This window comes from Kribbella sp. DT2, assembly GCF_049844575.1.
In the GTDB taxonomy this organism is placed as follows: Bacteria; Actinomycetota; Actinomycetes; order Propionibacteriales; family Kribbellaceae; genus Kribbella.
On sequence record NZ_JBNCLH010000008.1, the window covers coordinates 138,205 to 163,249 of the forward strand.

Annotated in this window: 28 protein-coding genes and 1 riboswitch; of the genes, 12 read left to right on the forward strand and 16 right to left on the reverse strand. The window is 69.6% G+C overall.

All coding sequences use genetic code 11. The features are described 5' to 3' along the window. Nucleotides 1-47: 47 nt before the first annotated feature. Nucleotides 48-188, forward strand: a riboswitch (SAM riboswitch). A gap of 11 nt (nt 189-199) precedes the next feature. After that, nucleotides 200-1,468 (forward strand): threonine synthase, encoded by a 1,269-nt coding sequence (gene thrC, locus ACLQ2O_RS30660; RefSeq protein WP_425838236.1) that lies wholly within the window; start codon nt 200-202, stop codon nt 1,466-1,468. Further along, nucleotides 1,465-1,743 carry a ubiquitin-like small modifier protein 1 gene (locus ACLQ2O_RS30665; protein WP_184803290.1) on the forward strand — a complete coding sequence of 93 codons (279 nt, stop codon included), beginning with the start codon at nt 1,465-1,467 and terminating at the stop codon, nt 1,741-1,743. The genes thrC and ACLQ2O_RS30665 overlap by 4 nt, the downstream gene beginning before the upstream one ends. A gap of 51 nt (nt 1,744-1,794) precedes the next feature. Here ACLQ2O_RS30665 and ACLQ2O_RS30670 read toward each other — a convergent pair whose 3' ends face one another. Together ACLQ2O_RS30670 and ACLQ2O_RS30675 are read right to left on the reverse strand one after the other, a co-directional pair. Continuing rightward, nucleotides 1,795-2,226 (reverse strand): GNAT family N-acetyltransferase, encoded by a 432-nt coding sequence (locus tag ACLQ2O_RS30670; RefSeq protein WP_425838240.1) that lies wholly within the window; start codon nt 2,224-2,226, stop codon nt 1,795-1,797. Then, the gene (locus tag ACLQ2O_RS30675) at nt 2,216-2,932 is read right to left on the reverse strand and encodes a VOC family protein (RefSeq protein WP_425838243.1); all 717 of its coding nucleotides are present in this window, start codon (nt 2,930-2,932) and stop codon (nt 2,216-2,218) included. Before ACLQ2O_RS30675 ends, ACLQ2O_RS30670 begins: the two co-directional genes overlap by 11 nt. Before the next feature lie 166 nt (nt 2,933-3,098). Between ACLQ2O_RS30675 and ACLQ2O_RS30680 the strand changes: the two genes are divergently transcribed. Continuing rightward, nucleotides 3,099-4,136 (forward strand): zinc-binding dehydrogenase, encoded by a 1,038-nt coding sequence (locus ACLQ2O_RS30680; RefSeq protein ID WP_425838245.1) that lies wholly within the window; start codon nt 3,099-3,101, stop codon nt 4,134-4,136. Here ACLQ2O_RS30680 and ACLQ2O_RS30685 read toward each other — a convergent pair. From ACLQ2O_RS30685 to ACLQ2O_RS30710, 6 genes are all read right to left on the reverse strand, one after another. Then, nucleotides 4,119-4,931 (reverse strand): hypothetical protein, encoded by an 813-nt coding sequence (locus ACLQ2O_RS30685; RefSeq protein WP_425838248.1) that lies wholly within the window; start codon nt 4,929-4,931, stop codon nt 4,119-4,121. The two genes, ACLQ2O_RS30680 and ACLQ2O_RS30685, sit on opposite strands and share 18 nt — an antisense overlap. After that, nucleotides 4,928-6,073 (reverse strand): L-histidine N(alpha)-methyltransferase, encoded by a 1,146-nt coding sequence (locus ACLQ2O_RS30690; protein ID WP_425838251.1) that lies wholly within the window; start codon nt 6,071-6,073, stop codon nt 4,928-4,930. Before ACLQ2O_RS30690 ends, ACLQ2O_RS30685 begins: the two co-directional genes overlap by 4 nt. A 196-nt stretch (nt 6,074-6,269) precedes the next feature. Beyond that, nucleotides 6,270-6,470: a cold shock domain-containing protein gene (locus tag ACLQ2O_RS30695; RefSeq protein WP_184803302.1), complete on the reverse strand. Its 201-nt coding sequence runs from the start codon at nt 6,468-6,470 to the stop codon at nt 6,270-6,272. A 254-nt stretch (nt 6,471-6,724) separates the two neighbouring features. Further along, nucleotides 6,725-7,873: a Cmx/CmrA family chloramphenicol efflux MFS transporter gene (locus ACLQ2O_RS30700; RefSeq protein ID WP_425838253.1), complete on the reverse strand. Its 1,149-nt coding sequence runs from the start codon at nt 7,871-7,873 to the stop codon at nt 6,725-6,727. 193 nt (nt 7,874-8,066) lie between these two features. Next, nucleotides 8,067-8,246 (reverse strand): hypothetical protein, encoded by a 180-nt coding sequence (locus ACLQ2O_RS30705; protein WP_425838256.1) that lies wholly within the window; start codon nt 8,244-8,246, stop codon nt 8,067-8,069. Further along, nucleotides 8,243-9,553 carry a PspC domain-containing protein gene (locus ACLQ2O_RS30710; protein ID WP_425838259.1) on the reverse strand — a complete coding sequence of 437 codons (1,311 nt, stop codon included), beginning with the start codon at nt 9,551-9,553 and terminating at the stop codon, nt 8,243-8,245. The genes ACLQ2O_RS30705 and ACLQ2O_RS30710 overlap by 4 nt, the downstream gene beginning before the upstream one ends. A 206-nt stretch (nt 9,554-9,759) precedes the next feature. On the opposite strand from ACLQ2O_RS30710, the gene ACLQ2O_RS30715 reads away from it, so the two are divergent. The 3 genes from ACLQ2O_RS30715 (at nt 9,760) to ACLQ2O_RS30725 (ending at nt 13,460) form a co-directional block, all read left to right on the forward strand. Continuing rightward, entirely contained in the window at nt 9,760-11,319 is a 1,560-nt protein-coding gene (locus ACLQ2O_RS30715; RefSeq protein WP_425838261.1) for a PspC domain-containing protein, read from the forward strand. Then, entirely contained in the window at nt 11,316-11,957 is a 642-nt protein-coding gene (locus ACLQ2O_RS30720) for a response regulator transcription factor (protein ID WP_344175237.1), read from the forward strand. Before ACLQ2O_RS30715 ends, ACLQ2O_RS30720 begins: the two co-directional genes overlap by 4 nt. 180 nt (nt 11,958-12,137) lie before the next feature. Continuing rightward, on the forward strand, nt 12,138-13,460 hold the full coding sequence (locus tag ACLQ2O_RS30725) for an aminopeptidase C (protein ID WP_425838264.1): 1,323 nt from the start codon (nt 12,138-12,140) through the stop codon (nt 13,458-13,460). 84 nt (nt 13,461-13,544) lie between these two features. On the opposite strand, the gene ACLQ2O_RS30730 is transcribed toward ACLQ2O_RS30725, so the two are convergent. Together ACLQ2O_RS30730 and ACLQ2O_RS30735 are read right to left on the reverse strand one after the other, a co-directional pair. Beyond that, complete coding sequence (locus ACLQ2O_RS30730) at nt 13,545-14,306, reverse strand: alpha/beta fold hydrolase (RefSeq protein WP_425838267.1); 762 nt, start codon at nt 14,304-14,306, stop codon at nt 13,545-13,547. Nucleotides 14,307-14,648: 342 nt separating this feature from the next. After that, nucleotides 14,649-15,488: an SDR family oxidoreductase gene (locus ACLQ2O_RS30735; RefSeq protein WP_425838270.1), complete on the reverse strand. Its 840-nt coding sequence runs from the start codon at nt 15,486-15,488 to the stop codon at nt 14,649-14,651. A 100-nt stretch (nt 15,489-15,588) separates the two neighbouring features. Between ACLQ2O_RS30735 and ACLQ2O_RS30740 the strand changes: the two genes are divergently transcribed. Together ACLQ2O_RS30740 and ACLQ2O_RS30745 are read left to right on the forward strand one after the other, a co-directional pair. Next, nucleotides 15,589-16,158 carry a TetR family transcriptional regulator gene (locus tag ACLQ2O_RS30740; RefSeq protein WP_425838273.1) on the forward strand — a complete coding sequence of 190 codons (570 nt, stop codon included), beginning with the start codon at nt 15,589-15,591 and terminating at the stop codon, nt 16,156-16,158. A gap of 95 nt (nt 16,159-16,253) precedes the next feature. Then, on the forward strand, nt 16,254-17,204 hold the full coding sequence (locus tag ACLQ2O_RS30745; RefSeq protein ID WP_425838276.1) for a DUF1152 domain-containing protein: 951 nt from the start codon (nt 16,254-16,256) through the stop codon (nt 17,202-17,204). On the opposite strand, the gene ACLQ2O_RS30750 is transcribed toward ACLQ2O_RS30745, so the two are convergent. Beyond that, nucleotides 17,201-17,926 (reverse strand): PIG-L deacetylase family protein, encoded by a 726-nt coding sequence (locus ACLQ2O_RS30750; RefSeq protein WP_425838279.1) that lies wholly within the window; start codon nt 17,924-17,926, stop codon nt 17,201-17,203. The genes ACLQ2O_RS30745 and ACLQ2O_RS30750 overlap by 4 nt on opposite strands. A gap of 78 nt (nt 17,927-18,004) precedes the next feature. On the opposite strand from ACLQ2O_RS30750, the gene ACLQ2O_RS30755 reads away from it, so the two are divergent. The 3 genes from ACLQ2O_RS30755 to ACLQ2O_RS30765 are packed head-to-tail and all read left to right on the forward strand — an operon-like array spanning nt 18,005 to nt 19,061. After that, nucleotides 18,005-18,319 (forward strand): hypothetical protein, encoded by a 315-nt coding sequence (locus ACLQ2O_RS30755; protein WP_425838282.1) that lies wholly within the window; start codon nt 18,005-18,007, stop codon nt 18,317-18,319. Then, a complete protein-coding gene (locus ACLQ2O_RS30760) occupies nt 18,316-18,729 on the forward strand; it encodes a MerR family transcriptional regulator (RefSeq protein ID WP_425838284.1) in 414 nt (137 codons plus the stop codon). Before ACLQ2O_RS30755 ends, ACLQ2O_RS30760 begins: the two co-directional genes overlap by 4 nt. Further along, nucleotides 18,726-19,061: a YnfA family protein gene (locus tag ACLQ2O_RS30765; protein ID WP_425838287.1), complete on the forward strand. Its 336-nt coding sequence runs from the start codon at nt 18,726-18,728 to the stop codon at nt 19,059-19,061. Before ACLQ2O_RS30760 ends, ACLQ2O_RS30765 begins: the two co-directional genes overlap by 4 nt. Nucleotides 19,062-19,124: 63 nt before the next feature. Here ACLQ2O_RS30765 and ACLQ2O_RS30770 read toward each other — a convergent pair whose 3' ends face one another. Next, nucleotides 19,125-19,739 (reverse strand): ClpP family protease, encoded by a 615-nt coding sequence (locus tag ACLQ2O_RS30770; protein ID WP_425838290.1) that lies wholly within the window; start codon nt 19,737-19,739, stop codon nt 19,125-19,127. Continuing rightward, nucleotides 19,736-20,335: a ClpP family protease gene (locus ACLQ2O_RS30775; RefSeq protein WP_425838293.1), complete on the reverse strand. Its 600-nt coding sequence runs from the start codon at nt 20,333-20,335 to the stop codon at nt 19,736-19,738. Before ACLQ2O_RS30775 ends, ACLQ2O_RS30770 begins: the two co-directional genes overlap by 4 nt. A 207-nt stretch (nt 20,336-20,542) precedes the next feature. Between ACLQ2O_RS30775 and pcrA the strand changes: the two genes are divergently transcribed. Then, nucleotides 20,543-22,870 (forward strand): DNA helicase PcrA, encoded by a 2,328-nt coding sequence (gene pcrA / locus ACLQ2O_RS30780; RefSeq protein WP_425838295.1) that lies wholly within the window; start codon nt 20,543-20,545, stop codon nt 22,868-22,870. Here pcrA and ACLQ2O_RS30785 read toward each other — a convergent pair. The 3 genes from ACLQ2O_RS30785 to ACLQ2O_RS30795 form a co-directional block, all read right to left on the reverse strand. Then, a complete protein-coding gene (locus ACLQ2O_RS30785; protein WP_425838298.1) occupies nt 22,867-23,871 on the reverse strand; it encodes a TerC/Alx family metal homeostasis membrane protein in 1,005 nt (334 codons plus the stop codon). The genes pcrA and ACLQ2O_RS30785 overlap by 4 nt on opposite strands. 169 nt (nt 23,872-24,040) lie before the next feature. Beyond that, nucleotides 24,041-24,508 carry a hypothetical protein gene (locus tag ACLQ2O_RS30790; RefSeq protein ID WP_425838301.1) on the reverse strand — a complete coding sequence of 156 codons (468 nt, stop codon included), beginning with the start codon at nt 24,506-24,508 and terminating at the stop codon, nt 24,041-24,043. A 46-nt stretch (nt 24,509-24,554) separates the two neighbouring features. After that, nucleotides 24,555-25,016 (reverse strand): hypothetical protein, encoded by a 462-nt coding sequence (locus tag ACLQ2O_RS30795; protein WP_425838304.1) that lies wholly within the window; start codon nt 25,014-25,016, stop codon nt 24,555-24,557. Nucleotides 25,017-25,045 lie beyond the last annotated feature (29 nt).

The following is a 25,045-nucleotide window of genomic DNA, read 5'->3' on the forward strand; positions in this document are numbered from 1 at the left end:
GTGGGATCACAAGACACAATATGGACCCGATTGGGTAACCTCGAACCTGCTCATCCAGAGGGACTGAGGGAAACGGCCCGTTGAAGTCCCGGCAACCCTCCCCGTGGAGGCCCCGTCCTGGGGTGCTCGCGGTGGACCGGTGCCAAATCCGTCCCACGCCGAGATCCGGCGCCCGGGGAAGATGAGGAGGAACCTCTCCATGAGCCAGACCACCGCCGCCACGCCCCACACCATCCGTGAAGGGGCCTTCGGCAACGGTACGCACCTCAGCTGCCGGGCCTGTGGCGCGAAGTCGCCGCTCGGTCCGTTCTACGCCTGTATGGAGTGCTTCGGTCCTCTCGAGGTCGGGTACGAGTTCCCGACGATCACTCGTGAGCAGATCGAGGCCGGTCCCAAGAACATCTGGCGCTACCAGCCGCTGCTGCCCGTCCCCGTCGACGTGGCCAGCTACCCGAACACCGAGCCCGGCTACACCCGGCTGATCGACGCCGGAAACCTGGCCCGCGAGCTGGGCCTGCGCAAGCTCTGGGTGAAGGACGACTCGGGCAACCCCACGCACTCCTTCAAGGACCGTGTGGTCGCGAGTGCCCTGAGCGCCACCCGTGAGCTGGGCATGAAGGTCTTCGCCTGCCCCTCCACCGGCAACCTGGCCAACGCCGTCGCCGCGGCCGCCGCCCGGGCCGGGATCCGCTCCGTCGTCTTCATCCCCAAGGACCTCGAGCGTCCCAAGATCATCACCACCGCCGTGTACGGCGGCACGCTGGTCGCCGTCGAGGGCAACTACGACGACGTGAACAAGCTCGCCTCCGAGATCGCCGGCGAGGAGGAGGGCTGGGCGTTCGTCAACGTGAACGTGCGGCCGTACTACTCCGAGGGCTCGAAGACCCTGGCCTTCGAGATCGCCGAGCAGCTCGGCTGGCGGATCCCGCAGCAGGTCGTGATCCCGGTCGCGTCCGGTTCGCAGCTGACCAAGATCGACAAGGGCTTCACCGAGCTCGGCAAGCTGGGCCTGGTCGACGCGACCGACTACAAGATCTACGGCGCCCAGGCGACCGGGTGCTCACCCGTCGCGCAGGCGTTCCGCGACGGCCACGACGTGGTCAAGCCGGTCAAGCCGGACACCATCGCGAAGTCGCTGGCGATCGGCAACCCGGCCGACGGGCCGTACGTGCTCGACGTCGCCCGGCGTACCGGTGGTGTGATCGAGGACGTCAGCGACGAAGAGGTCATCGAGGGCATCCAGCTGCTGGCCCGGACCGAGGGCATCTTCACCGAGACCGCGGGCGGGGTGACCGTCGCGACGCTGAAGAAGCTGATCGCGACCGGCCAGCTCGACCCCGAGGCCGAGACGGTGATCATCAACTCCGGCGACGGGCTGAAGACGCTCGACGCGGTGGCCGACCGGGTCGGCCCGAAGGTGACCATCCCCGCGTCGTACGACGCCTTCGTGAAGGCAGGTCTGCAGTGAGCGTCAGTGTCCGCGTCCCGACCATCCTGCGCCCCTACACCCAGGGCGCGTCCGAGGTCTCCGTCGAAGGCTCGACCCTGAGCGAGGTGCTCGAGTCGCTCGACTCGTCGTACCCGGGCATCAAGAGCCGGGTCCTGGACGACTCGGGCGAGCTGCGCCGCTTCGTCAACGTGTACGTCGACAACGACGACGTCCGCTTCTCCGAGGGCCTGCAGACGGCGATCAAGGACGGCGGGCAGGTCTCGATCATCCCGGCCGTCGCCGGCGGCTGCTGAACCTTCTTCTCCGCTGAAGCACCCCTCGATCCGAGGGGTGCTTCGGTGTTTCTAGGCCGGCGGCCGCGCCTGGAACGCCTGCTTGACGTCATCGCGGAACCCGCACGCGCGGTAGAACGCGTGCGTGGACTCACGCTTCGAGCCGGTCATCAGCATCGCCTTGTAGCACCCGGCGTCCCACGCTGCTTGCAGCGTGCCGGCCATGATCTCCTGGCCCAGTCCAGTGCCGCGGTGCTGCTCGTCCACCACCACGTTCTCGATCACGGCGTACGGTCTGCTGCCGCGGGTGAGGTTGGGGACGAGGTTCAGGTACGTCGTGGCGACGACCGCGCCGTCCCTCTCGAGCACGTACAGGCGGAACGACTCCGAGGCGATGATCGTGTCGAAGCCCGAGCGGTCGGTCAGGAGCGGCTCTTCCGGGTGCAGTTGCTGGTAGAGCCTGGCGATCGCGTCGAAGTCGTCCTCCCGCGCCTCACGAAACATGGCGGAGCTCCAGCCCGAGGATCTCGTGCGTGGATGGTTGGCCGGTGAGGACGAGTGCGGTGAGTCGGTCGGCCGGGCCCTCCTCGAACCAGACCTCTCCGCCGGGCAGCGGGAGCTTGACGTCGTACGGCGTGAGCCCGGTCAGCTCGCCGAGCCAGCGCGCGGCCTCTTGTGGGTCAGGTGTCTCGATGACGAAGGCCACCAGGTCGTGCTCGCCGCGGTCGACCAGGTGGGCGGCGTACTGCTTGACCAGCGTGACGCGCTCGGGTGTGTAGGTGATGAAGAACGGCGCCCAGGACGGGGCGTCGAGCAGGATCAGCTCCTGGAAGGACACCGGCGATCCCTCGCGGGTGAACGTGTGCAGCTGGCACGGCACGCCCTGCTCCAGCAGCCGCTCCTGCGTCGCCGTGACGTCGGTGACGTTGATCGCGAAGTTCAGCGCACCTCCACCGTCGGCGATCAGCCGGTCGACCGTCGGCTGCCAGGAGATCGTGGACACCCCGAACGGCGACGTCGCGAACTCGTCCGCGTCGACGATCGTGAGGATCTCCAGGTACCGCTCGTCCAGCCGCCACCCGGCGTTCTGGAAGCCGAGGTACGGCGGGTTCACGTGCGCCGGCAGTCCGGCGGCGGTGTAGGCCTCGGCCGCTGCGGCGACGTCCGGCACGCAGTGCAGCAGATGGTCGAACTCGGGATTCTCGCTCACACCGCGATCCTAGGAGCCGGGAGGCCGACGTGCACCACTGATCAAGCTCTGCTGACGGTGGTCGCGCAGGTCGGTTTAGGCCTGGGACGGCGGCTCGAGGTGTGGTTGATCAGTGGTGGGCGTCGGTCGACTGGCGTTGATCGGCTGGGTCGCTGAGGATGGCGGCATGCGAGCCATTGTGGTGGAGGAGTTCGGCGTGCTGCCTGAGGTGCGACAGGTTGCGGAGCCGGAGGTGACCGCCGGGGGAGTCGTGCTGAAGGTCGAGGCGACCGGGTTGTGCCGCAGCGACTGGCACGGGTGGCAGGGGCACGACTCGGACATCGTGCTGCCGCACGTGCCGGGGCACGAGGTGGCGGGGACGATCGCCGCGGTGGGGGACGGGGTGCAGGGGTGGGCGGTCGGGGATCGGGTGACGACGCCGTTCATCTGTGCTTGTGGGGAGTGCGAGCAGTGCCTGGAGGGGAACCACCAGGTCTGCCCGAACCAGCTGCAGCCTGGGTTCAACTACTGGGGCTCGTTTGCCGAGTACGTCGCTCTGCCGTTCGCCGCGGTGAACCTGGTGCGGCTGCCGGAGGGGATGTCGTTCGACACCGCGGCCGGGCTGGGGTGCCGGTTTGCGACCTCGTTCCGGGCGGTGCACCAGGTGGGGAAGGTGCAGCCGGGTGAGGACGTCGTGGTGTTCGGGTGCGGGGGTGTCGGGCTGTCGGCGGTGATGATCGCCGCCGCGCTCGGGGCGCGGGTGGTTGCCGTGGACACCAATCCTGGGGCGTTGGAGCTGGCGCGGAAGTACGGCGCTGCGGAGACGGTCGTCGCGGGGCCGCCGGCTGAGGAGGAGATCCGCGCACTGACTGGTGGTGGGGCTCGGGTGACGATGGATGCTTTGGGGTCGAACGAGATCGTGCAGCAGGCACTGCGGGTGTTGCGGCCACGGGGCCGGCATCTGCAGGTCGGGCTGCTGCCGGACGGCGTACAGCTGGATGTGTCGCGGGTGATCGGGCAGGAGCTGCAGTGGCTCGGGAGCCACGGGATGGCGGCGCACACCTACCCGGAGATGCTCGAGCTGGTGGCGTCCGGCGTACTGAAGCCTGCTGATCTGGTGACGCGGACGATCACGCTGGACGACGTACCGGCTGCTCTCGACGAGTTGTCGTCCGGTACGCCGGCGGGCGTGACGGTGATCCGGCCGTCAGGCGTCCTTGGGTAGGCGGGCGAGCAGGGTCTCGAGCATCTGGCGCGTGGTCGCGAAGTAGCTGTTCTCGTGGTTGAGCGCGCGGTGGAACGCGGCCAGCTCGGCGCTGGTGATCGTGCTCGAGAACGTGCTGATCTCGGTCAGGTCGAGGCGGCGGTTGAACAGGTGCACGGTGTCGCGCCAGCGGTGCAGCAGGCCGACGAGCTCGGCGTCGCGGTGCAGGCCGAGGGCGCCGGACACGAGCGCGAGGTCGACCGCCGAGACGACCAGGCGGGGGTAGACCTGGCGGTGGCTGGGTGGAGTCGGTGAGAAACGCTCGTCGGCGAGCAGGTTGGTGTTCTCCTGCAGCTCGTCGGCGACCGCGCGCAGCACCTCGGTACGGCGTTCGGCGGCGGCGGTGAGGCGCTCGACGAAGATGCCGGTCAGGCCGGCGATCAGGGTGAGCGAGTTGACCGCTGGTTCCCAGCGGGAGTTGTCGGGCTTGAAGAACCAGATCACACCGAGCACGAACGCGACCGCGAGCAGGCCGTAGCTGACCACCGAGACGACCGTACGGCGGGACGCCGCCCAGGCCGCGCGATTGGTTGCCTCGGGCAACGCCTTGGTGAGCTTGCGCAGACGGCCCAGGACCCGCAGCCGCGCGGTCGCGATCCGCCGCTCGGGGGTGGAGGGGCGAGGGCCGCCGCCCCCGCCTTCGCTTCGCTCGGCGCCGGCCCCGGCGCCGCCCCCGCCTTGGCTTTGCTCGGCGCCGCTCCCGCCGCTCCCGCCGCTCCCTCCGGTGGTCCCCGGCGTACCGGATGGGGCGCTCATCGCCAGATGTCGTCGGCCAGGGAGCTGGTGGTGTGGGCCGAACTGGGGGCGAGCAGCAGCATGTCGAGGCCGAACGGACTGGGTTTACGAGTCCGGCGGAAGCGGGAGCGGGCGTGCTCGACCGGGGTGAGCTCGCAGGTCGACGTGAGCTTCTTCAGCCGCTCGGTGGAGAACTTGCGCGTCGTGTAGAGCAGGATCGTGTCGCCCTTGTCGAGCGCGACGTCGGTGTGGTCGGGCAGGCCCATCACGATCTGGTCGGGGGTGTTGTTCTGCCAGACGATCTTCACCAGCAGCGCGTCGTCGTCCTCGACCTCGCCGCGGAAGTCGAGGTTGTCCAGCTCGATCCGCAGGTCGGTGTTGTACCGCAGCGCGCTGGTGACGAACTCCGCGAACGCCCGCGTCTGGTGGTACTCCTCGGCGGCCTCCTTCGCCGTCTCCGCGTTCAGCGCGTTCGTGCTGGCGACCTCGAGCAGCAGCCGGTCCTGCGGGCGCAGCACCTTGGTGATCGTCTGCAGCAGCTCGAGGTCGCTCTCGAAGTTGGCCAGCGTGTTGCCGGTCATCCCGTACAGCAGCGGTTCGTCGCCGACCAGCTTGGCCAGCATCTGCCCGAGCTGCTCGACGTTGTCGGCGATCGAGAAGTCGAGCTGGACGGGCAGCACCTGCGCCATCGGGAAGCCCGCGCCGCGGACCGGTTCGAGCGTGCCCAGCCGGAGCATCTCCGAGCTCATGTCGACCGGGACGTAGAACATGTCCGGGTTGTCGCGGTGCAGGTCGGCCACGATCGTGCGGTCCTTGACGCCGGTCCCGACGCCGAGGCTGACGAAGTGGAACCCGCCGCGGTCGACGTGCGGCCGGACCTGGCGCCAGTGCCGCTGGAACGACTCGGCACCGGCCTTCATCACCAGGTAGAACGGGTCGTTGGTCGCGTTCGCCCAGGCGATCGTCGGGCCGATACCCCAGTACGAGAAGCCGGACGTGATCTGTTTGCCGTCCCCGGTCGTCGAGTACGGGCCGCGGAGGTCGCCGGTCAGCGTGGCCAGCTTGTCGGTCTGGTCCTCGCCGACCAGCAGCAACGACCAGGAGAAGTCGTCGTCGGCCAGTGCTTTCTCGAGCTTCCTGATCACGTGCACCGGCTCGCTCACCGCGGCAACCCCTCCCAAAGGCGTGGGTCGTCAGGCTATCGGTTGCCGCCGACGCTCGCAGTCGGACCGGTGTGCTCACCCGCTTGCGTCCGAAGAACGCGTGTGCGTCCGAAGAACCCGAGGCTATAGGCCACGGTTCTTCGGACGTCTGCGGATTCTTCGGACGCTCGGGATCGGGCGGAGAGGTTTGCCGGGGTCAGACCGGGGTGACGGTGTCGGCCTCGCGGCCCTTCGGCCCGTCGACGACCTCGAACTCGACCTGCTGGCCGTCCTCGAGGGTCTTGTAGCCGTCGGAGACGATCCGGCTCCAGTGGACGAACACGTCGTCCTGTCCGTCGACCGCCAGGAACCCGTAGCCCTTGTCGGCGTTGAACCACTTCACGGTGCCGCGCACCATTGGAAACTCCCGTGACCCTCAACGGGACCCGCGTACTCGGGCCCCTCCGGTGCCCGTCAGCCGGAGTCCGGCCGTGCCGAGCGGCTCACCAGACTAGCCGAACCCCGGCCTGTACGCCGGACCGGTCCCACGCCGTACGCCGGACCGGTCCCACGCTGTACGCCGGACCGGTCCCACGCTGTATGCCGGACCGGTCCCACGCTGTATGCCGGACCGGTCCCACGCTGTACGCCGGACCGGTCCGGCGCGGGCCGTCAGCGCGCGACCGTCGCGTCCCGCGCCGTGCGCGCCAGAGCGCGCGCGGCAGCTGCCACCGCGAGGGCGCTCGCGACCAGCGCGGCGCTGCACCACAGGGGTGCTCGGTCGCCCGTCAACGTGATGCCGATGCCGCCCGCGACCGGGCCGAGGGCGGCGCCCACGTTGAGCGCGGCGGTGGCCAGGCCGCCGGCCAGGACGGGCGACTCCGCACCGGCGTACAGGGCGAGCGAGATCAGCGCCGATCCGACGGCGAACGAGAGCAGGCCCTGGACGAACACCAGCACGACAGCGGCGGCGGTCAGGTGTGCGGACCAGGCGAAGGCGCACCAGCCGACCAGGAGCGCGACTCCGGCGGCAGCCAGTACGCCGTGCGCCTGGCGGTCGGCGTACCGGCCGGCGAGCGTGACGCCCGCGAAGGAGCCCAGGCCGAAGAGCATCAGCAGCGCGGGGATCCACGAGCGCTCGAGGCCGGTGACGTCGGTGAGGATCGGGGCGAGATAGGTGAAGGTGCAGAACGTTGCCCCGTTCACCAGAGCGCCGAGCGCGAGCAGGACGACGAGCCGCGGGGTGGGCCGGAGCCGCACGACAGCGGAGGTTGCTGACGCGGACTCGCGGGGGATCGAGCGGAAGATCGCGACCAGCGCGGGCAGGCAGATCAGCGCGACGGCCCAGAACGCGGAGCGCCAGCCGAACTGCTGACCGAGCCAGGCCCCAGCCGGTACGCCGGCGATGCAGGCGAGCGTCGTACCGGCGAGCAGTACGGCGGTCGCGCGGCCCTTGGCCTCGACCAGGGTCGACGCGGTCGCCAGAGCGACCGCGAGGAACCCGGCGTTGGACAGCGCCGCGACCAGACGCGTGATCAGCAGGACGGTGAAGTCGTCAGCCAACGCACCGACGACATGGGCAAGCAGGAAGACGGTCAGCGTCGACAACAGGGTGATGCGCCGCGGCCAGCGACGGCCGAGTACGGCGATCGCGGGCGCGCCGACGACCATGCCGAGCGCGAACGCCGACGTGAGCCAGCCCGCGGTGGGGATCGAGACGGTGAGATCGGCGGCGATCTCCGGGGTGAGCCCGGAGAGCATGAATTCGGAGGTCGCCTGGGCGAACACGGCCAGGGCGAGCAGGTACAGCACAGAAGGCATCGAGGACTCCACGACCACGAGAGCGATGGACGCGGCAGAGCTGCCGCGCGAGAACACACATCGCCGACGGCCCGGGACAGGCTGAAGCTGCGAAAGGAGGATCAGCCACCGAGCGGTCGGTGGCTAGCCTCTGTCGGCCTCGGGAGTGGACACACCGCAATCCTAGAAGTGTGAGCTGCCCGGCCGCAAAGAGTTAACTACGGCGCGAGGCGGCCAGGCCCACTGCTCCGGCGACCACCAGCAGGATCGCGGAGGTCAGGCCGAGGTCGTCGGTGGGGACGACGCCCTGGTCGTTGAGCAGGTAGATGGTGGCGGCGCCGGTCACGACGGTGCCGGTGATGATGCCGGGGACGTCCGCCTTCGGTTTCCTCATCCGCGCTCCACCGTGATGCTGCCGAGCTTGAGCTGTGCGTCGATCACGAGCTTGTCCGGTCCTGCCTTGCCGTCGGTGCCGAGGTCGTTGAGCGTGATCTGCGCGTTGCGACCGCCCTCACGCTGCCCGCCCAGGCCGATCACCTCGCCGGTCCGCGCGTTCAGCGTACCGGTGACGTCGACGTCGGCCGGGACCTTCAGCACGACCTCACCGACGCCGCCGTTGATCGTCACCTGCGCGCCCGGCGCGAACGTCGCCTTGGTCAGGTCGAGGTGCACCGACCCGGCGTCGAACGAGTAGCTGGTGCTGGTCGCGGTCACCGCCTGCTCCGGCGTCGCGACCACGTTCACGTCCTTGAAGTCGCGCGGCACGCTCGGGAAGATCGTGCTGGCCGCGACGCCGAGCGCGAGCAGGATGCCGAGCGGGAGCAGCGCCATGGTCCGGCCGAGGAACCCGCCGATCAGCATCCCGGCGCCGAGCGTGGCCACCCCGATCGCGAGCATCGTCGGCGTCGACGACCCGGCGATCCAGGCGATCGCGATCGCGAGGCCGGTGAGCGCGACGACGGCGGGCTTCACGCCGCGGACGCCCTTGGCCGGTGGCTCAGCGGGCCGCGTCGCGGCCGGGGCCGAGCGGGCCGGCGGCTCGTCGACGTACAGGCCCAGGGGATCGTCCTCGGTCCACACCGGCTGGACCGATTCGACGGTGCGGTCCTGTGGTCGCCGGGTGGCCGAGGACGACGTGCCCGCCGGGGGAGGTGGCGGGCCGTTCTGGGGAGCCTGCTGGCCGACGTACTGGCTCTGCGGGTTCTGTGCGTACGGCGTGGGGTCCTGGGGGCGGCCGTGCAGGTTCAGGTTCATCTGCGACCAGTGCGAGCGGTCGCCGTTCTTCGGCTTGCGCTTGAAGAGGAACAGCACGATCAGCACGAGCACCACCAGCGGCCCGGGGATCAGCTTGCCGACGTCGAAGGACGACATCACCGCGATCGCGAGGAACACGCAGATCCCGAGCACGACCGGCCACAGCCACGGGTGGTCGGGACGGACGCGGTTCCCGAGCAGTCCCTCGACCGGCGCCCGGTCCGAGCCCTCGTCGGGCATCAGGATCCAGCCGGCGGCGTAGAACAGGATGCCCGGGCCGGCCAGCACCAGGACGGCCATCAGGACCCGGACCAGCACGGGGTCGACGTTCAGCGCGCGGCCGATCCCGCCGCAGACGCCGGCCACCATCCGGTCGCTTCTGCTCCGTCGCCAGCTCTGCACATCGTGCAGCCGACTGCGATCGAAGCCGCTCTGGTTCTGCTCCATGACATCGATAGTGTCCCGCGGCATGCCCCGGCCACATCGGGGATCCCCCTCTGCCGACCCCTGGAACTCGCCGGTCCGGCCGGTCTCCAGGCGGTCGGCTCCGGGTTGTCCCCGAGCTGACCCTGACCGCTGGGGCTCCGCGCTGAGGTGGCGGCCGGGGACAAGCCTGCTGGTGTCGGCCCTGTCCGCATGTGACGATCGTGGTGATGAGTCAGCCAGCCGCAGCCGCGCCCCCAGGCGGATCCTCCGGTGCAGGAGGCCCCGCCGGGCCACCGCACGGGCAGAACCAGTCCGCCGGGGCCGACCAGCAGGGTGCGGCCGGTGCCGCGGGCCAGCGTGCTGATCAGTACCGGCACTGGCACGGCGGGCCCGCCGGGAGTGCGGCGTACGGGCCGGCTGCCGGTACGGCGTACGGGCCGCCTGGTGCCACGCGGCTGGGGCAGCCCGGCGGTCCGGCGTACGGGCAGCCGCCGTACGGACCGCCTGGTCCTGCTCCCGAGCCCCCGCCGGTACGACGGGCCTACCGGCGCTCCGAGGGGCGCGTCGTCAGCGGCGTGGCCGGCGGGGTCGCCGACCACCTGAACGTGCCGGACATCGCGGTGCGGCTGGTGTTCATCGGGGCGACGGTCTTCGGCGGGTTCGGCGTACTGATCTATGCGGCGCTGTGGTTCCTGATGCCGCTCGCGGCACCGACCGTTCCGGCCGCGCCGGGACTGGCCGCGGCGACCCGGAAGAACATGCGGTCCGACCAGCCCCCGCCACCGCCGATCACCGAGGCGCGCACCCGGCGCCGCGAGAAGAACCGCGGCCAGATGATCGCGCTCGTGGTCGTCTCGGCCGGCGTACTGCTGCTTCTGCAGGCCGCCGGACTCGGCATCGCGGGCAAGATGTTCTGGCCGCTGGTCTTCGCCGGCACCGGTCTCGCGCTGATCTGGCGGCAGGCCGACGAGACCCAGAAGGCCGCCTGGACCAACAAGGCGCCGACGCTCGGCAACCTGCTCGGCAAGGGCGGGATGAAGTCGATCGTCCGCGTCGTCGTCGGCGTGATCCTGCTCGGGACCGCGGTCACCGTGTTCCTGGTGCAGAACGGCCGGCTCTCGCAGGTCGGCGACGTCCTGGTCGCGCTGCTGCTCGCGGTCGTCGGCCTCGGCGTCATCGCCGGCCCGTGGGTGCACCGGCTGAGCCGCGACCTGAACGCCGAGCGCGGCGAGCGGATCCGGTCGCAGGAACGCGCCGACATGGCCGCGCACCTGCACGACTCGGTCCTGCAGACGCTGGCCCTGATCCAGAAGCAGGCGGCCGATCCGAAGGCGGTGACCCGGCTGGCCCGCTCCCAGGAGCGCGAGCTGCGGGCCTGGCTGTACGACGAGGACGACCAGACCGACAAGACTCTGGCCGGCGCCGCGAAACGCGCCGCGGCCGAGGTCGAGGACTCCCACGGCGTACCGGTCGAGGTGGTCACGGTCGGCGACTGCGACCTGACCGAAGGGCTGTCGGCGATGGTGCGCGCGGCGCGGGAGTCGATGGTCAACGCGGCCAAGCACTCCGGCGCGGACAAGATCGACGTGTTCGTCGAGGTCGACGGCGACCGGGCGGAGATGTTCGTCCGGGACCGCGGCAAGGGCTTCGACGCCGACGGTGTGCCCGAGGACCGGCTCGGTCTGCGGCACAGCGTGATGGGGAGAATGGAACGGCACGGCGGCCGCGCGACGGTGCGGTCGAGCCCGGAAACAGGCACCGAAGTGCGACTGGAGATGGACAGATGAGTCAACGACGGGTGGTCGTCATCGACGACCACGACATGTTCCGGGCCGGAGTCCGTAGCGAGATCGGTACGGCGGTGGAGATCGTCGGCGAGGGCGCCGACGTGGACAGTGCCGTGAAGGCGATCGTGGCGACCGAGCCGGACGTGGTCCTGCTCGACGTCCACCTGCCCGGCGGCGGTGGCACCGAGGTGATGAAGCAGGTGCACCAGCGGCACCCGGAGATCAAGTTCCTGGCGCTGTCGGTCTCCGACGCGGCCGAGGACGTGATCGGCGTGATCCGGGCCGGCGCGCGCGGGTACGTCACCAAGAACATCAGCGGCACCGAGCTGGTCGACGCGATCGGCCGGGTGGCCGACGGCGACGCGGTCTTCTCGCCCCGCCTGGCCGGGTTCGTGCTGGACGCGTTCTCCGGCGCGATCGACATCGCGTCGGTCGACGAGGACCTCGACCGGCTCTCGCAGCGCGAGCGCGAGGTGCTCCGGCTGATCGCGCGGGGTTACGCGTACAAGGAAGTGGCCCGCGAGCTGTTCATCTCGGTCAAGACCGTCGAGACCCACGTCTCGTCGGTCCTGCGCAAGCTGCAGCTGTCCAACCGCCACGAACTCACCCGCTGGGCCACGGACCGCCGCCTGGTCTGACCTGTACGACGAGTACGCCGTACGACGGCGCCCTGGTGACCGGGTGGTGCGGCGTACCCACTCTGCCGTAGCACGTCGTACCGCCATATGGGACAGGGCTGGCGAGTTCCGGACAGGGCACACATGCGCCACCCCGGCAGGGGCGCGACGGGCTTCGGGGCTGAGATACCGTCGATGGTTATGGAGCGGAATCTCACTGCCGAACAGCTGGCGCTCTTCGAGAAGGAGTTCGCGTCGACCCCGCAGTACCGGGTGATGCAGAACGCCGTCACGGAAACGCCGGTCGCCAAGATTGCCCTGGATCGCCAGGTCGTCACCTCGATCGACCACTCGGTGTCGAACCTGCTGGACGACTGGAAGGTGACCAATCAGAAGAAGAGTGGTCGCTGCTGGTTGTTCGCGGGCCTGAACCTGCTCCGGGCCGGTGCGGCCGAGAAGCTCGGCGTGAAGGACTTCGAGTTCTCCCAGAACTACCTGCTGTTCTGGGACAAGTTCGAGCGCGCCAACTTCTTCCTGGAAGCCGCGATCGAGACCACCGAGCGCGACGTCGACGACCGGACCGTCGCGCACCTGCTGTCCGACCCGATCGGCGACGGCGGCCAGTGGAACATGTTCGTCGCCCTCGTCCGCAAGCACGGCCTGGTCCCGAAGACCGCGATGCCGGAGACCGAGAGCTCGTCGGCGACCGCCCAGCTCAACGACACGCTCCGCAAGCTGCTCCGCCAGGGCGCGCGCGACCTGCGCAAGCTCGGCGACGTCGAGGCCCAGCGCGCGCACAAACGCGAGCTGCTGACCACCATCCACCGGGTGCTGAGCATCCACCTCGGCACGCCGCCGCAGAAGTTCCTGTGGCAGTGGAAGGACAGCGACAAGGCCTTCCACCGCGACGGCTGGACCACCCCCGCCGAGTTCGCGGCGTCGTACGTGACGCTGCCGGTCGACGACTACGTCTGCATCGTGCACGACCCGCGCGCGTCCAGCCCGACCGGCAAGACCTTCACCGTCGACTACCTCGGCAACGTGATCGACGCGCCGCCGGTGGTCTACCTGAACGTCGAGATGGACCTGATGAAGCAGCTCGCCCAGGACGCGATCGTCGGCGGCGAGCCGGTCTGGTTCGGCTGCGACGTCGGCAAGCAGATGTCGGCCGACCTCGGCTTCTGGGACGCCGCGCTGTACGACTACGAGGCTGTGTACGACACGAAGTTCACGCTCGACAAGGCCGAGCGCCTGCTGCACCACGAGACGCTGATGACGCACGCGATGCTGTTCACCGGCGTCGACGTGGTCGACGGCGCGCCGCGGCGCTGGCGGGTCGAGAACAGCTGGGGCGACGAGAAGGCCGACAGCGGCTTCTGGACGATGAACGACTCGTGGTTCGGCGAGCACGTGTTCGAGATCGCCGTACGGCGATCGGCGCTGCCGGCTTCGTTGCAGGCCGCCTTCGACGAGGAGCCGATCGTGCTGCCGGCGTGGGACCCGATGGGCGCGCTCGCGGACTGAGGTTTCTACTGGCTGAGCTTTTGTACGGCGTACGAGCGTTGGCTCGGCGTGAGGCCCCGGACGGTTGTCCGGGGCCTTTTCGTCTTACTTCGTGAGGGCTTCGCGGACGAGCGTGACGCCTTCGTCGCGACGCTCCATCGTCGGCAGGTGCCCCGCCCAGTCCAGCTCGGTGAACTCCACGTTCGGCAGCTGACTCGCCAGGTGCGCGGCGCCCGTCCGGAAGAACTCGAGGTCGTGCGCCCCGACGAACAGCTTCACCGGCATGGTGAACTTCTCCGGCGTCACCTCGTACTCCTCGTTCTCCACGTCACCGGCCGCGAGCTGCAGCTCGAACGCCAGCTTCTGCATCGCGAACAGCAGTTCCCGCGCCGCGTCGTCGGCCTCCGGCCCGAGCCAGGTCCGAACGTTGACGGCCGTCGCCCCGTCGACATCCCCCTTCTCCAGCAGGGCCTCCTCCTCGTCCCACGCGGCACGGAGGTCAGCCGTCGGCTCCACCCCGTCCACCGGCGGCGCCAGCAGCACCACCCGACTGAACCGCCCCGGCGCCCGACTCACCGCCTGCAGCACCACGTTCCCGCCGTACGACGCCGCAACCACCGCCACCTGCTCGCCGACGGTCCCCTCCGCCTGGAGCACGTCGAGCAACTCCAACAGATCACCGGCATCGGAGTAACTCGCACCAACCCCCAGCGGCGTCTCGCCGTACCCCCGCAGATCGACGGTGATCACCCGATGATCCCGCCCCAGATCCTCAACCTGCGGCCCCCACATCCGCGAATCCGCCACCCCCGCATGAACCAGCAACACCGCGGGCCCATCGCCCACCACCGCATGATGAATCGTCATACGAGGAGCCTCACGTCTCGAAGCCCCCGCCGCAAATGCTTAAAGCCGGCCGGCGCCCCGGCGCTCCCGGCGTCGCCCGGTACCCCCCGGCGCTCCCGGCGTCGCCTGTAACCCTGGCGCTCCCGGCGCCCTCGGCTTCGGCCGTAACCCCCTGGCGCTCCTGGCGCCCCGGCAATCCCGGCGCCCCCGCGCCCGCGGCACCCTCGGCGCCCTCGGCGCCCTCGGCGTCGCCCGTCGCCCGGCACCCGGATGCAGATCTCCTTGCGCGAACTTCCGGCCGCCGCGACCTCGACCACCGCCGACCGAGTCGGCCGCATGGGCACCGACCTCTGCCGCCCGCCCTCAGTCCAAGTCGGTCGAGTGTGCCAACTCCTTCGCCGACTCCAGCTCCTGCAACCGAGCCGTCAGTCCAGCGTGGATCCACTCGTACGCATCGCTCCCCAACGCAATCCGCCGCGGCGCCGGCTCCACAGCGACCGACGCGATGATCGCGCCAGCGATCTTCTCCGGATCACCCGGCCCATTCGCGGTAACCCCCTCCGGCGCCTCCATCGCCGGCCGAGCCTGCCCGATCGGCGTACCGGCGTACGCCGCCATCGCCGGCGCGATGTCGAGCGACGTACCGAAGCCCGTCCGCGAGATCCCCGGCTCGACCAGCGTCACCCCGATCCCGAACGGCGCGACCTCGCCGACCAGCGCCTCGAAGAACCCTTCGACGCCCCACTTCGTCGCGTGGTAGAGGTTTCCACCCGGGAACGTCACCTGCCCACCCGCGCTCGACAGCTGCACGACCCGACCGTTGCCCTGAGCCCTCAAATGCGGCAGGACGGCACGCGTCAGCTGGATCGGCGCGACCAGGTTGGTGGCGATCTGCGCCGCGACCTGCGCGTCGGTGAACTCCTCGGCCGCCCCGAACGTGCCGTACCCGGCATTCGACACGACCACGTCGATCCGCCCGAGCTCGGCGAACGCGCGGTCGACGACGGAACGCAGCTGCGGTACGTCGGTGACGTCGAGCTCAGCGGTCCACAGCTGCTCGCCGTACTGGTTCGCGAGATCGCCGAGGCGCTCGGGCTTGCGCGCGGTGGCGGCGACGCGATCGCCGGCCGCGAGCAGCCGTTCGGTGAGCGCGCGCCCGATGCCGGACGTCGCGCCGGTGATCAGCCAGGTCCTGGTGGTCATCTGTCATCCTCCGCAAGGTCTAATCCAACTGGATGGTTTAAACCATAGGCCGCGCGACGGGAAGATTTCAACCATCCAGTTGGATTGCTATCCTGGCCCCATGCCGTACGACTCCGCCGCCACGCGCTCGCGCCTGCTCGACGCGGCGTACGACGAGTTCTCCGCCCGCGGCCTGGCCGGAGCGCGGGTCGACCGCATCGCCGCCGAGGCACGCGCGAACAAGCAGGCGATCTACGCCTACTTCGGCTCCAAGGACGGCCTGTTCGACGCGATGCTCGCCGTCCGCATGAGCAGCCTCGCCGATGCCGCCCCCTTCACCCCCGACGACCTCCCCGCGTACGCCGGCGCACTCTTCGACGCCCTCCAGGACAACCCCGACATCCTCCGCCTGACCCAGTGGGCCTGGCTCGAACGCGCCGAAGTCACCCCCGCCGAGGTCGAGTCCCACCACTCCAAAGCCCAAGCCATCGCCGCCGCCTCAGCCACCGCCCTCACCGAGACCCAGGCGATGGACATCTTCATCCTCGTCCTAAGCCTCTGCACCGCCTGGACCACCACCGCCCCCGCCCTCCAGGCCGTCGGCGACCCCAACCCCACCACCCGCCAAGCAACCCACCGAGCCGCCGTCATCGCCGCCACCGCCGCGGTCGTCGGCGCGCTGTCCGCTTGAGCCTGTGGATAACTAGGCCGTCCTCGACCGTCTCGCTTGTACCCTCAACTCGGAAAGGGCAGGGGGCGGCGGGCATGGGCGGGGAGGCCGGGCAGGTGTTCGAACTGAGCGAGCCGCCGCTGTTCGCCCGGCTGTCGGCCGCGCGCCGGATCCTGATCGCCGGCGCGGGTGGCGGGTTCGACGTGTACGCCGGTCTGCCGCTGGCCCTGGCTCTGGCCAAGCAGGGCAAGCAGATCTCCTTCGCCAACCTGTCTTTCGCGGACCTCTCGACCGTCGACGACTGGCTCGCGCCGGACGTCGCGATCGTCGGCCCGTCGACTCGCGGGCCCGCCGACTACTTCCCCGAGCGCACGTTCGCGCGCTGGCTCGCCGGGACCGAGTTGGCGCCGGTGGTCCACGCCTTTCCTCGCGTCGGCGCACGACGCTTGCGTACGGCGTACGAGGCACTGGTCGAGCACCTCGGCGTCGACACGATCGTGCTGGTCGACGGCGGCACCGACATCCTGCTGCGCGGCGACGAGTCCGGGCTCGGGACGCCGGTGGAGGACATGGCCAGCCTGAGCGCCGTCGCCGCGCTCGACGGGCTTGACCGGGTGGTTGTCTGCCTCGGATTCGGGATCGACTCGCACCACGGTGTCGACCACGCCGACGTACTGGAGAACCTCGCCGCCCTCGACCGCGACGGGCACTTCCTCGGGGCGTTCTCGATCCCGTCGGCGTCGGCCGAAGCCACGGCGTACCGGGAGGCGGTCGAGCACGCGGCCAAGGCCACGGCAGTCCGTCCGAGCATCGTCAACGGCCAGATCGCGGCGGCTCTGAGCGGGGCCTTCGGCAACGTCGGGCTCGGCGCGCGGACGGCGGGGTCGGAGCTGTTCGTCAACCCGCTGATGGCGATGTACTTCGCCGTCGACCTGCTCGGGCTCGCGCGATCCGTGGGGTACCTGGAGTTGCTCGCCGAGACCGACACCCCGGCGCAGATCGCGGCGGTGATCGAGACCTACCGGGAGGGGATCACGCTACGGCCCTCCCGGCGGATCCCGCACTAGAGCCGGATGACGGTGAAGAGTTCGGCGTAGTGGGACTCGGGGAGGCCGGATTTCGTCGCGTTGCGGGAGAGGAACTCGCGGACTCGGGCGAGGAGTTGGGTGGGGTCGCGGTGCTGGCTGTGGTGGGCCTCGATGGCCGCGAGTTTCTGGTCGATCACGTCGGTGACGTCGACGTGGTGGTTGGTTTCGGGGTGCTCCATGATCCACAGTTCGTCGATGTCCCAGGCCGGTTCGTCGAGGTCGGGGAACGCGTACGGGTTGCCGATGGCCGGGAAGAACGCGCGGACGGCGGCCTCGCCGGTGGCCATGTGGTCGGGGTGCGAGACCGGGAGCTTGGACCAGTTGCGCTCGGGTGAGGGGCTGACCAGGCGCTGCGGGCGGACCTTGCGGGTGATGCGGACGAGGTCGCGGACGAGCTCGAGGGTCGGCTCGACCTCGCCGTCGGCGTACCCGAGGAAGTGCAACTGGTCGACCCCGACCTGCGCGGCCGCGGCGGTCTGCTCGGCCCGGCGTACGGCGGGCATCTCTGCGCGGTCGCGGTCGGGCTCGAACCCGCCGGCCTGGCCGTCGGTGACCAGGCAGTAGTGCACCTCGATCCCCGCCTTCGTCCACGTCGCGACGCTCCCGGCCGCCGCGAAGTCGATGTCATCGGGGTGCGCGGCGATCACCAGCACGCGCTCGATCTCGTCGTCCGGCCGGGGGTTTGCCACAGGTACGCTCACCTCACCACCTTAGTAGAACCTTCAAGCAAGCGGCAGCGGTTTGCATTCGGTACCTGGGTACGGGTTTACCGTCGAAGCATGACTTGGGTCCCTGATGCCTGCACGCTCCCGACCGCCGAGCAGCCGCTGCGGGTCGCGGAGTTCGACCGGCTCTTCACGCGGACAGCGCTGGCTGTACGGCGTACTGCCCGCACGTCGCTCGAGCTCGACCTCACCGGCGACGCCCGGCCCGAGCTCGACGACCTGATCGCCCGCGAGACGTTCTGCTGCTCGTTCTTCACCTTCTCCGTCGCCCGGTCAGACGCGGGCGTGCTGCTCGGAATCACCGTCCCCGCCGCGCACACCGCCGTACTGGATGCCCTCGCCGATCGAGCTGATCGGCTGTCCCGATGAGCCTCCGCTCGGGCCAGCTCGCCACCGCGGCCGGCGTCAACCTCCAGACCCTCCGGTACTACGAACGCCGCGGCCTCATCCCGACGCCCGATCGCACCCTCGGCGGCCACCGCCTCTACCCCGAGCGCGCCGTCACTACCGTCCGCACGATCAAGGCCGCCCAGCGCCTCGGATTCACGCTGGACGAGATCGCCGACCTGCTCGCCAGCGCCCGTCACCTCCACCGCCCCGGCGAGGGAGCCGACCTCCAGGCCCGGACTCGCGAGAAGCTGGCCGACGTGCAATCCAAGATCGCCGACCTGACCTTGATCGCCGCGACTCTGCGGGCCGCGCTCGATGCGGGGTGCGACGACCTCGAGACCTGCGTCGCGACCCCTGGCTGCCCGCTCGTCCTGGACCGGCGCCGGTGAACGTCGTCCGCTCGATCGCGCTGTTCGTCCTGGCGGCGATCGCGGAGATCGGTGGCGCGTGGTTGATCTGGCAGGGCTGGCGCGAGCACCGGGGGCTGTGGTGGATCGCGGGCGGGGTGATCGCGCTCGGCGCGTACGGGTTCGTCGCGACGTTCCAGCCGGATCCGAACTTCGGACGCATCCTCGCGGCGTACGGCGGAGTGTTCGTTGCCGGATCGCTTGCCTGGGGCATGCTCGTCGACGGGTTCCGGCCTGACCGGTGGGACCTGCTGGGGGCCGGGATCTGTCTCGTCGGAGTGGTTATCATCATGTACGCGCCACGCAACGGGTGAACTTCGTTGCCCTCAGCACCCATAATCAAGGTGCTGAGGGCAACTATCTTGTCGTACCGGTGGTCAGCGAGCCGCGAACGTCGCCAACGGCCGCCGTTGCTGAATCACCGAGTCGACGATCCCGTACGCCTTCGCCGCCTCGGCGCGCAGTACGTGATCGCGATCGGTGTCGTGGCGCAGCTGCTCGATCGACTGGCCGGTGTGGTTCGAGAGGATCGTCTCGACCTCCGCCCGAACACGCACCACCTCGTCCGCCTGCAGGATCAGATCCGGGATCGTCCCCTGCCCGCGCGCCGCCGGCTGGTGCAGTACGACGCGCGCATGCGGCACGACCGCGCGCTGACCCGGCTCACCCGCCGCGAGCAGAACAGCCCCGGCGGCGATCGCCTGGCCGATGCAAAACGTGGAGATCGGCGAACTGATGTACTGCATCGTGTCGTAGATCGCGAGCATCGCGGTCATGTCGCCGCCCTCGCAGTTGATGTACAGGTTGATCGGCTGCTCCGGCTTGTCCGCCTCCAGGTGCAGCAGCTGCGCGATCATCGCGTTCGCGACCCCGGCGTCGATCCCGGTGCCGAGGTAGATGATGCGCTCCGACAGCAGGTGCGAGTAGACGTCCATGATCCGCTCGCCGCGTGCGCTCTGCGTGATCACGTTGGGAATCGTGTAGCTGCTCACTTCGCCGCCTCCGTCCGCAGCGGCATGACCTGGTCGAACGACTCCACCAGGTGATCGATGAAGCCGAACTCCATCGCCTCGCGCGCCGTGTACCAGTGGTCGTGCAGCGAGTCCTCGTACACGGTCTCCACCGGCTGCCCGGTGTCGTCCGCGATCAGCCCGAGCACGGTGTCGCGGATGTGCCGCAGGTCGTTGGCCTGGATCTCGATCTCCACCGCCGACCCACCGATCCCCGCCGACCCCTGGTGCATCAGCACCCGTGCGTGCGGCAGCGCGTACCGCTTGCCCTTGGTCCCCGCCGACAGCAGGAACTGCCCCGCACTGCAGGCCAGCCCGAGCGCCACCGTCGCCACGTCGCACGGCACCAGCCGCATCACGTCCCGAATCGCCAGCATCGACGGCACCGACCCACCCAGCGAGTGGATCCACAGCGCGATGTCGGTCTCCGGATCCTCCGCCGCCAACGTCAGCAACTGCGTCGCGATCAGAGTCCCGTTGTCGTCGTTCAGCACACCGTCCAGTACGACGACCCGCCGCCGCAACAGTTGCAACCGAGCCTGCTCCCCGAAGAGCGGCGCCTTGTTCTCATCAGCCATGCACCCACCATGACCGCGCCGGTACGCCGTACCCCACCTTTTCTGCTGCAAGCAACTCTGCTCTCAGCCAACACCGGCCGCTGGCAGACTCTCTGCCGGCGTCGAGTCCTGGGCGAGCGGCTTCTGGGCGTCCCGGAGGGGCTCGTCGGGTGAGCTGACGGACCGCCGTACAGAGACTGTCGGAAGGTGCGCCTACCCTGGTGGGCGATGACGACGCTTTTTTCTCCTGATGAGCTTCCGGTGCCGCTCGAGGCGCCCAGGAAGGGTAAAGCCGACCCTGAGGAGCTGCTGGAGGGGTTGAATCCTCAGCAGCGGGCCGCGGTGGTGCACGCGGGGAAGCCGCTGCTGGTGGTGGCGGGCGCGGGGTCGGGGAAGACGCGGGTGCTGACGCGCCGGATCGCGTACCTGCTGGCGGCGCGGGACGCGCACCCGGGGGCGATCCTGGCGATCACGTTCACCAACAAGGCGGCCGCTGAGATGCGGGAGCGCGTGGTGGACCTGGTGGGTCCGCGGGCGAAGCTGATGTGGGTGTCGACCTTCCACAGCTCGTGCGTGCGGATCCTGCGCAGGGACATCAAGCGGTTCGGGATCAGCTCGACGTTCTCGATCTACGACGCCACCGACTCGCGCCGGCTGATGACGCTGGTCTGCCGCGAGCTCGACCTGGACGTCAAGCAGTACAACCCGCGCGCCGTGCTGAACTGGATCTCCGCCCAGAAGAATGAGCTGGTCGACCACGAGTCGGCCGCCTCGAAGACCGAGAACCACCTCGAGGAGAAGTACGCCGAGTGCTACCGCATCTACCAGGAGCGGCTCGCGCAGGCCAACGCGCTGGACTTCGACGACCTGCTGATGACGACGGTCAACCTGCTGCAGGCCTTCCCCGAGGTCCGGGAGTACTACCGGCGCCGGTTCCGTCACGTGCTCGTCGACGAGTACCAGGACACCAACCACGCGCAGTACACGCTGATCCGCGAGCTCTGCGGCGAGGACGAGCCGGACCGCAACGGTCCGAGCGCGCCGCCGGCCGAGCTGATGGTGGTCGGTGACTCCGACCAGTCGATCTACGCCTTCCGCGGCGCCACGATCCGCAACATCCTCGCCTTCGAGGAGGACTTCGCCGGCGCCGAGACGATCCTGCTGGAGCAGAACTACCGCTCCACCCAGACCATCCTGACCGCGGCGAACTCGGTGATCAGCCGCAACGAGGGCCGGATGGCGAAGAACCTGTGGTCCGACCAGGGCCAGGGTGAGCAGATCGCGGTGTACGTCGCCGACAACGAGCACGACGAGGCGCAGTTCGTCGCCGACGAGATCGACCGGCTCGCCGACACCGACAAGGTCAAGCCGTACGACGTCGCGGTGTTCTACCGGACCAACGCGCAGTCGCGGGTGTTCGAGGAAGTGTTCATCCGCACCGGACACCCGTACAAGGTGGTCGGCGGCGTCCGGTTCTACGAGCGCAAGGAGGTCCGCGACGCGCTCGCGTACCTGCGCGTGCTGGTCAACCCCGAGGACACCGTCTCGCTGCGCCGGATCATGAACGTGCCCAAGCGCGGCATCGGCGACCGGGCCGAGGCGGCGATCGAGGCGCTGGCGGCGCGGGACCGGATCTCGTTCGCGCAGGCGATGCGCCGGGCGCAGGACGCGCCGGCGATGGCGTCGCGGTCGGTCAACGCCGTCCAGGCGTTCGTCGACATCCTCGACGAGCTGACCGCGATGGTCGACTCCGGTGCCCCGCCGGACGACATCCTGGACGTCGCGCTGCACCGCTCCGGGTACTACGAGGAGCTGCAGAAGTCGCCGGACCCGCAGGACGAGACCCGCGTGGAGAACCTCGACGAGTTCATCTCGGTCGCCCGGGAGTTCGTCGAGGAGCGTACGGCGGCCGCCGAGCCGTCGGACCTGCAGGCGTTCCTGGAGCGGGTCGCGCTGGTCGCGGACGCCGACCAGATTCCCGACGCCGCCGACGACGGTGGAGTGGTCACGCTGATGACGCTGCACACCGCCAAGGGCCTGGAGTTCCCGGTCGTGTTCCTGACCGGGATGGAGGACGGCATCTTCCCGCACTCCCGGTCGCTGAACGACCTGAAGGAGCTCGAGGAAGAGCGACGTCTCGCGTACGTCGGCATCACGCGCGCCCGGCAGCGGCTGGCGATCTCCCGTGCCGCCGTGCGATCGGCGTACGGCGCACCGCAGCACAACCCGCCGTCGCGTTTCCTGGAGGAGATCCCGCCGGAGCTGCTCGACTGGCGGCGCGACGAGTCCGCGATCACGCGCTGGTCGGGCACCGGGACGTCGGGGTCGCGCGGCGGCGGGATCCCGAGCCGGTACGAGCCGGCCCGCCGTACGTCGTCGTCGGACAAGCCGGTCATCAACCTGAACCCGGGCGACCGCGTGGTCCACGACAGCTTCGGCATGGGCACGGTCGTCGTCGTCCGCGGCGAGGGGCAGCAGGCCCAGGCGGACATCGACTTCGGCTCCGAGGGCGTCAAGCGGCTGCTGCTGAGGTACGCGCCGGTGGAGAAGATCTAAGCCCCAGCGTCGTCCTGACGCCGGGAAGCTCGCAGCGACCCCGCGTGCGCCTTGGTGTCCGGAGCGTTCTTGGTCTTCAGCAGGCTGGCCACCACGACCACGACCAGCACGACGACGATGACGCCGAGGCTGACCGACGTCGGCACCTCCGGCACCCGCGTGTCGATGTCGACGTGGGCCCAGTGCAGGATCAGCTTCACGCCGATGAACGCCAGGATCACCGCGAGCCCGGCCGACAGGTACACCAGCCGGTCCAGCAAGCCCTTGACCAGGAAGAACAGCGCGCGCAGCCCGAGCAGCGCGAACGCGTTCGCCGCGAAGACGATGAACGGCTCGTCGGTCACCCCGAACACCGCCGGGATCGAGTCCAGCGCGAACAGCAGGTCGACCCCACCGATTGCCACCAGTACGACGAACAGCGGCGTCACCATCCGGCGGCCGTCCAACCGGGTCACCAGCTTGCCGTCGACGTAGTCGTCGGTGATCGGCAGCACCCGCCGCGCCGTGCGGACGACGACGTTGTTCTCGACGTCGGGGTCCTCGTTGCGGTGCCGGAACAGCTGGACCGCGGTGAACAGCAGCAGCAGCCCGAACAGCAGGAACATGAAGGAGAACAGCGACAGCAGCGTCGCGCCGACCGCGATGAAGATCGCCCGCATCACCAGCGCGAGCACGATGCCGAAGGTCAGCACCTTGTGCTGGTGCTTCTCCGGCACGGCGAACGTCGTCATGATGATCACGAAGACGAAGAGGTTGTCGACCGACAGGCTCTTCTCGACGATGTAGCCGGCGAAGTACTCCGTACCGGCCGCTCCGCCGTACTGGCCGGCGAACCAGATACCGAAGCCGACGGCGACCAGGACGTAGAACACCGACCAGGCGGTCGCCTCCCCGAACCCGACGCGGTGCGGCCGGAGCGAGGCCAGCACCAGGTCCACGGCCAGCAGCACCACGATCAGGCCGATCGTCACGGCCCAGGTCAACCCACTGATGTCGAGCAAGGGATCCTCCCGGTCGAACGCCGAATCTCTGCTGATCCGGCCGGAACGGACACGTCGCGCCGGGAGCCTGTTCGTTGCCCACCGCCACGACCGTGCCAGTGTCCCAGATCGCGCAAGTCGACCGATGAAACGCCGTACCAGTCGCTGGTACGGCGTTTTAGTGAGGCGGTCAGCGGCGGGATTCCAGCTCGGTGGTCAGCCAGCGGGCGAAGGCTTGTGGATCTTTGAGGGTGTTGCCGGTGATGCGGAGTTCGGTGTCGCCGGCGTGGGGGCGGACGAGGACCTTCTGGTCGGTGCCGGTGATGTCGGCGATGTCGGGCCAGGCGAGGTGGTGGCGGCCGATGGTGACGCCTCGGGCGTCGACGGTCAGCGTCCAGGCGCCGGTGAGGAGGTAGCTCAGGAAGCCCACCACGACGACCAAGGCGACGATGGCGAAGGCTGCGCGGAAGTACGCGAGGGGGCCCCAGGGCTCGTCGCCGGTGAGCTGGTCGAGGGTGCTGATGCCGTTGGTCAGCAGGAGACCGGTGTAGACGATGAGCTGCAGGACGTGAAAGCGGTTGGGGGCGCGAAGGACCAGTCGGCCGTCTGATCGGAGAGTGGTTGTCCACTGCGCGGGGCCGTCGGACGGCATCGGCATGACCTCCTCAGGGATGGGGAGGGTGATCGTCCCACGGCGGTTCGCCCTAGTGGTGGGTTTCGAGCTCGGTGGCCAGCCAGAGGGCGAAGGCCGACGGGTCGCGGACGGTGTTGTTGGTGATGCGGAGCTCCTCGCCGCCCGGCGCGGGGGACAGGATGACCTGTTCCTTCGCGGCGGTGATCCGGGAGATGCCCGACCACGCCAGGTGCTGGGTGCCCAGGGTGACGCCGGTCGAGTCGACGACGACGGTCCAGCGGCGGGTGCGCAGGTTGTTGAGGATCATCAGCAGCGCGATGGCGGCGCCGGCCGCGAGGATCGTACGGAGGTAGGCGAAGAGGTCCCAGGAGTCCCCGCTCGAGACGTGGCCGATCGTGCGGGTGCCGTTGACGAGGAGGATCCCGCCGGAGACGACGAGGCTGAGGACGAGGCGCGTGCACTCGGGGCCGACCGCGACGCGGCCGTCCTCACGCAGGGTGGTCGTCCAGTGGGTGGGACCGGCTGACGGCATCGGCGACCTTCCTCGGCGCTGAGAGACGG

What these genes read in the sequence shown, in the direction of transcription:
- ACLQ2O_RS30755 (WP_425838282.1), top strand. Translation starts at nt 18,005, where the DNA reads ATGACTTGGGTCCCTGATGCCTGCACGCTCCCGACCGCCGAGCAGCCG.
- ACLQ2O_RS30775 (WP_425838293.1), bottom strand. Translation starts at nt 20,335, where the DNA reads ATGGCTGATGAGAACAAGGCGCCGCTCTTCGGGGAGCAGGCTCGGTTG.
- ACLQ2O_RS30710 (WP_425838259.1), bottom strand. Translation starts at nt 9,553, where the DNA reads ATGGAGCAGAACCAGAGCGGCTTCGATCGCAGTCGGCTGCACGATGTG.
- ACLQ2O_RS30685 (WP_425838248.1), bottom strand. Translation starts at nt 4,931, where the DNA reads ATGAGCGCCCCATCCGGTACGCCGGGGACCACCGGAGGGAGCGGCGGG.
- ACLQ2O_RS30670 (WP_425838240.1), bottom strand. Translation starts at nt 2,226, where the DNA reads ATGTTTCGTGAGGCGCGGGAGGACGACTTCGACGCGATCGCCAGGCTC.
- ACLQ2O_RS30715 (WP_425838261.1), top strand. Translation starts at nt 9,760, where the DNA reads ATGAGTCAGCCAGCCGCAGCCGCGCCCCCAGGCGGATCCTCCGGTGCA.
- ACLQ2O_RS30795 (WP_425838304.1), bottom strand. Translation starts at nt 25,016, where the DNA reads ATGCCGTCAGCCGGTCCCACCCACTGGACGACCACCCTGCGTGAGGAC.
- thrC (WP_425838236.1), top strand. Translation starts at nt 200, where the DNA reads ATGAGCCAGACCACCGCCGCCACGCCCCACACCATCCGTGAAGGGGCC.
- ACLQ2O_RS30680 (WP_425838245.1), top strand. Translation starts at nt 3,099, where the DNA reads ATGCGAGCCATTGTGGTGGAGGAGTTCGGCGTGCTGCCTGAGGTGCGA.
- ACLQ2O_RS30700 (WP_425838253.1), bottom strand. Translation starts at nt 7,873, where the DNA reads ATGCCTTCTGTGCTGTACCTGCTCGCCCTGGCCGTGTTCGCCCAGGCG.
- ACLQ2O_RS30740 (WP_425838273.1), top strand. Translation starts at nt 15,589, where the DNA reads ATGCCGTACGACTCCGCCGCCACGCGCTCGCGCCTGCTCGACGCGGCG.
- ACLQ2O_RS30760 (WP_425838284.1), top strand. Translation starts at nt 18,316, where the DNA reads ATGAGCCTCCGCTCGGGCCAGCTCGCCACCGCGGCCGGCGTCAACCTC.
- ACLQ2O_RS30735 (WP_425838270.1), bottom strand. Translation starts at nt 15,488, where the DNA reads ATGACCACCAGGACCTGGCTGATCACCGGCGCGACGTCCGGCATCGGG.
- ACLQ2O_RS30730 (WP_425838267.1), bottom strand. Translation starts at nt 14,306, where the DNA reads ATGACGATTCATCATGCGGTGGTGGGCGATGGGCCCGCGGTGTTGCTG.
- ACLQ2O_RS30695 (WP_184803302.1), bottom strand. Translation starts at nt 6,470, where the DNA reads ATGGTGCGCGGCACCGTGAAGTGGTTCAACGCCGACAAGGGCTACGGG.
- ACLQ2O_RS30725 (WP_425838264.1), top strand. Translation starts at nt 12,138, where the DNA reads ATGGAGCGGAATCTCACTGCCGAACAGCTGGCGCTCTTCGAGAAGGAG.
- ACLQ2O_RS30790 (WP_425838301.1), bottom strand. Translation starts at nt 24,508, where the DNA reads ATGCCGATGCCGTCCGACGGCCCCGCGCAGTGGACAACCACTCTCCGA.
- ACLQ2O_RS30720 (WP_344175237.1), top strand. Translation starts at nt 11,316, where the DNA reads ATGAGTCAACGACGGGTGGTCGTCATCGACGACCACGACATGTTCCGG.
- ACLQ2O_RS30705 (WP_425838256.1), bottom strand. Translation starts at nt 8,246, where the DNA reads ATGAGGAAACCGAAGGCGGACGTCCCCGGCATCATCACCGGCACCGTC.
- pcrA (WP_425838295.1), top strand. Translation starts at nt 20,543, where the DNA reads ATGACGACGCTTTTTTCTCCTGATGAGCTTCCGGTGCCGCTCGAGGCG.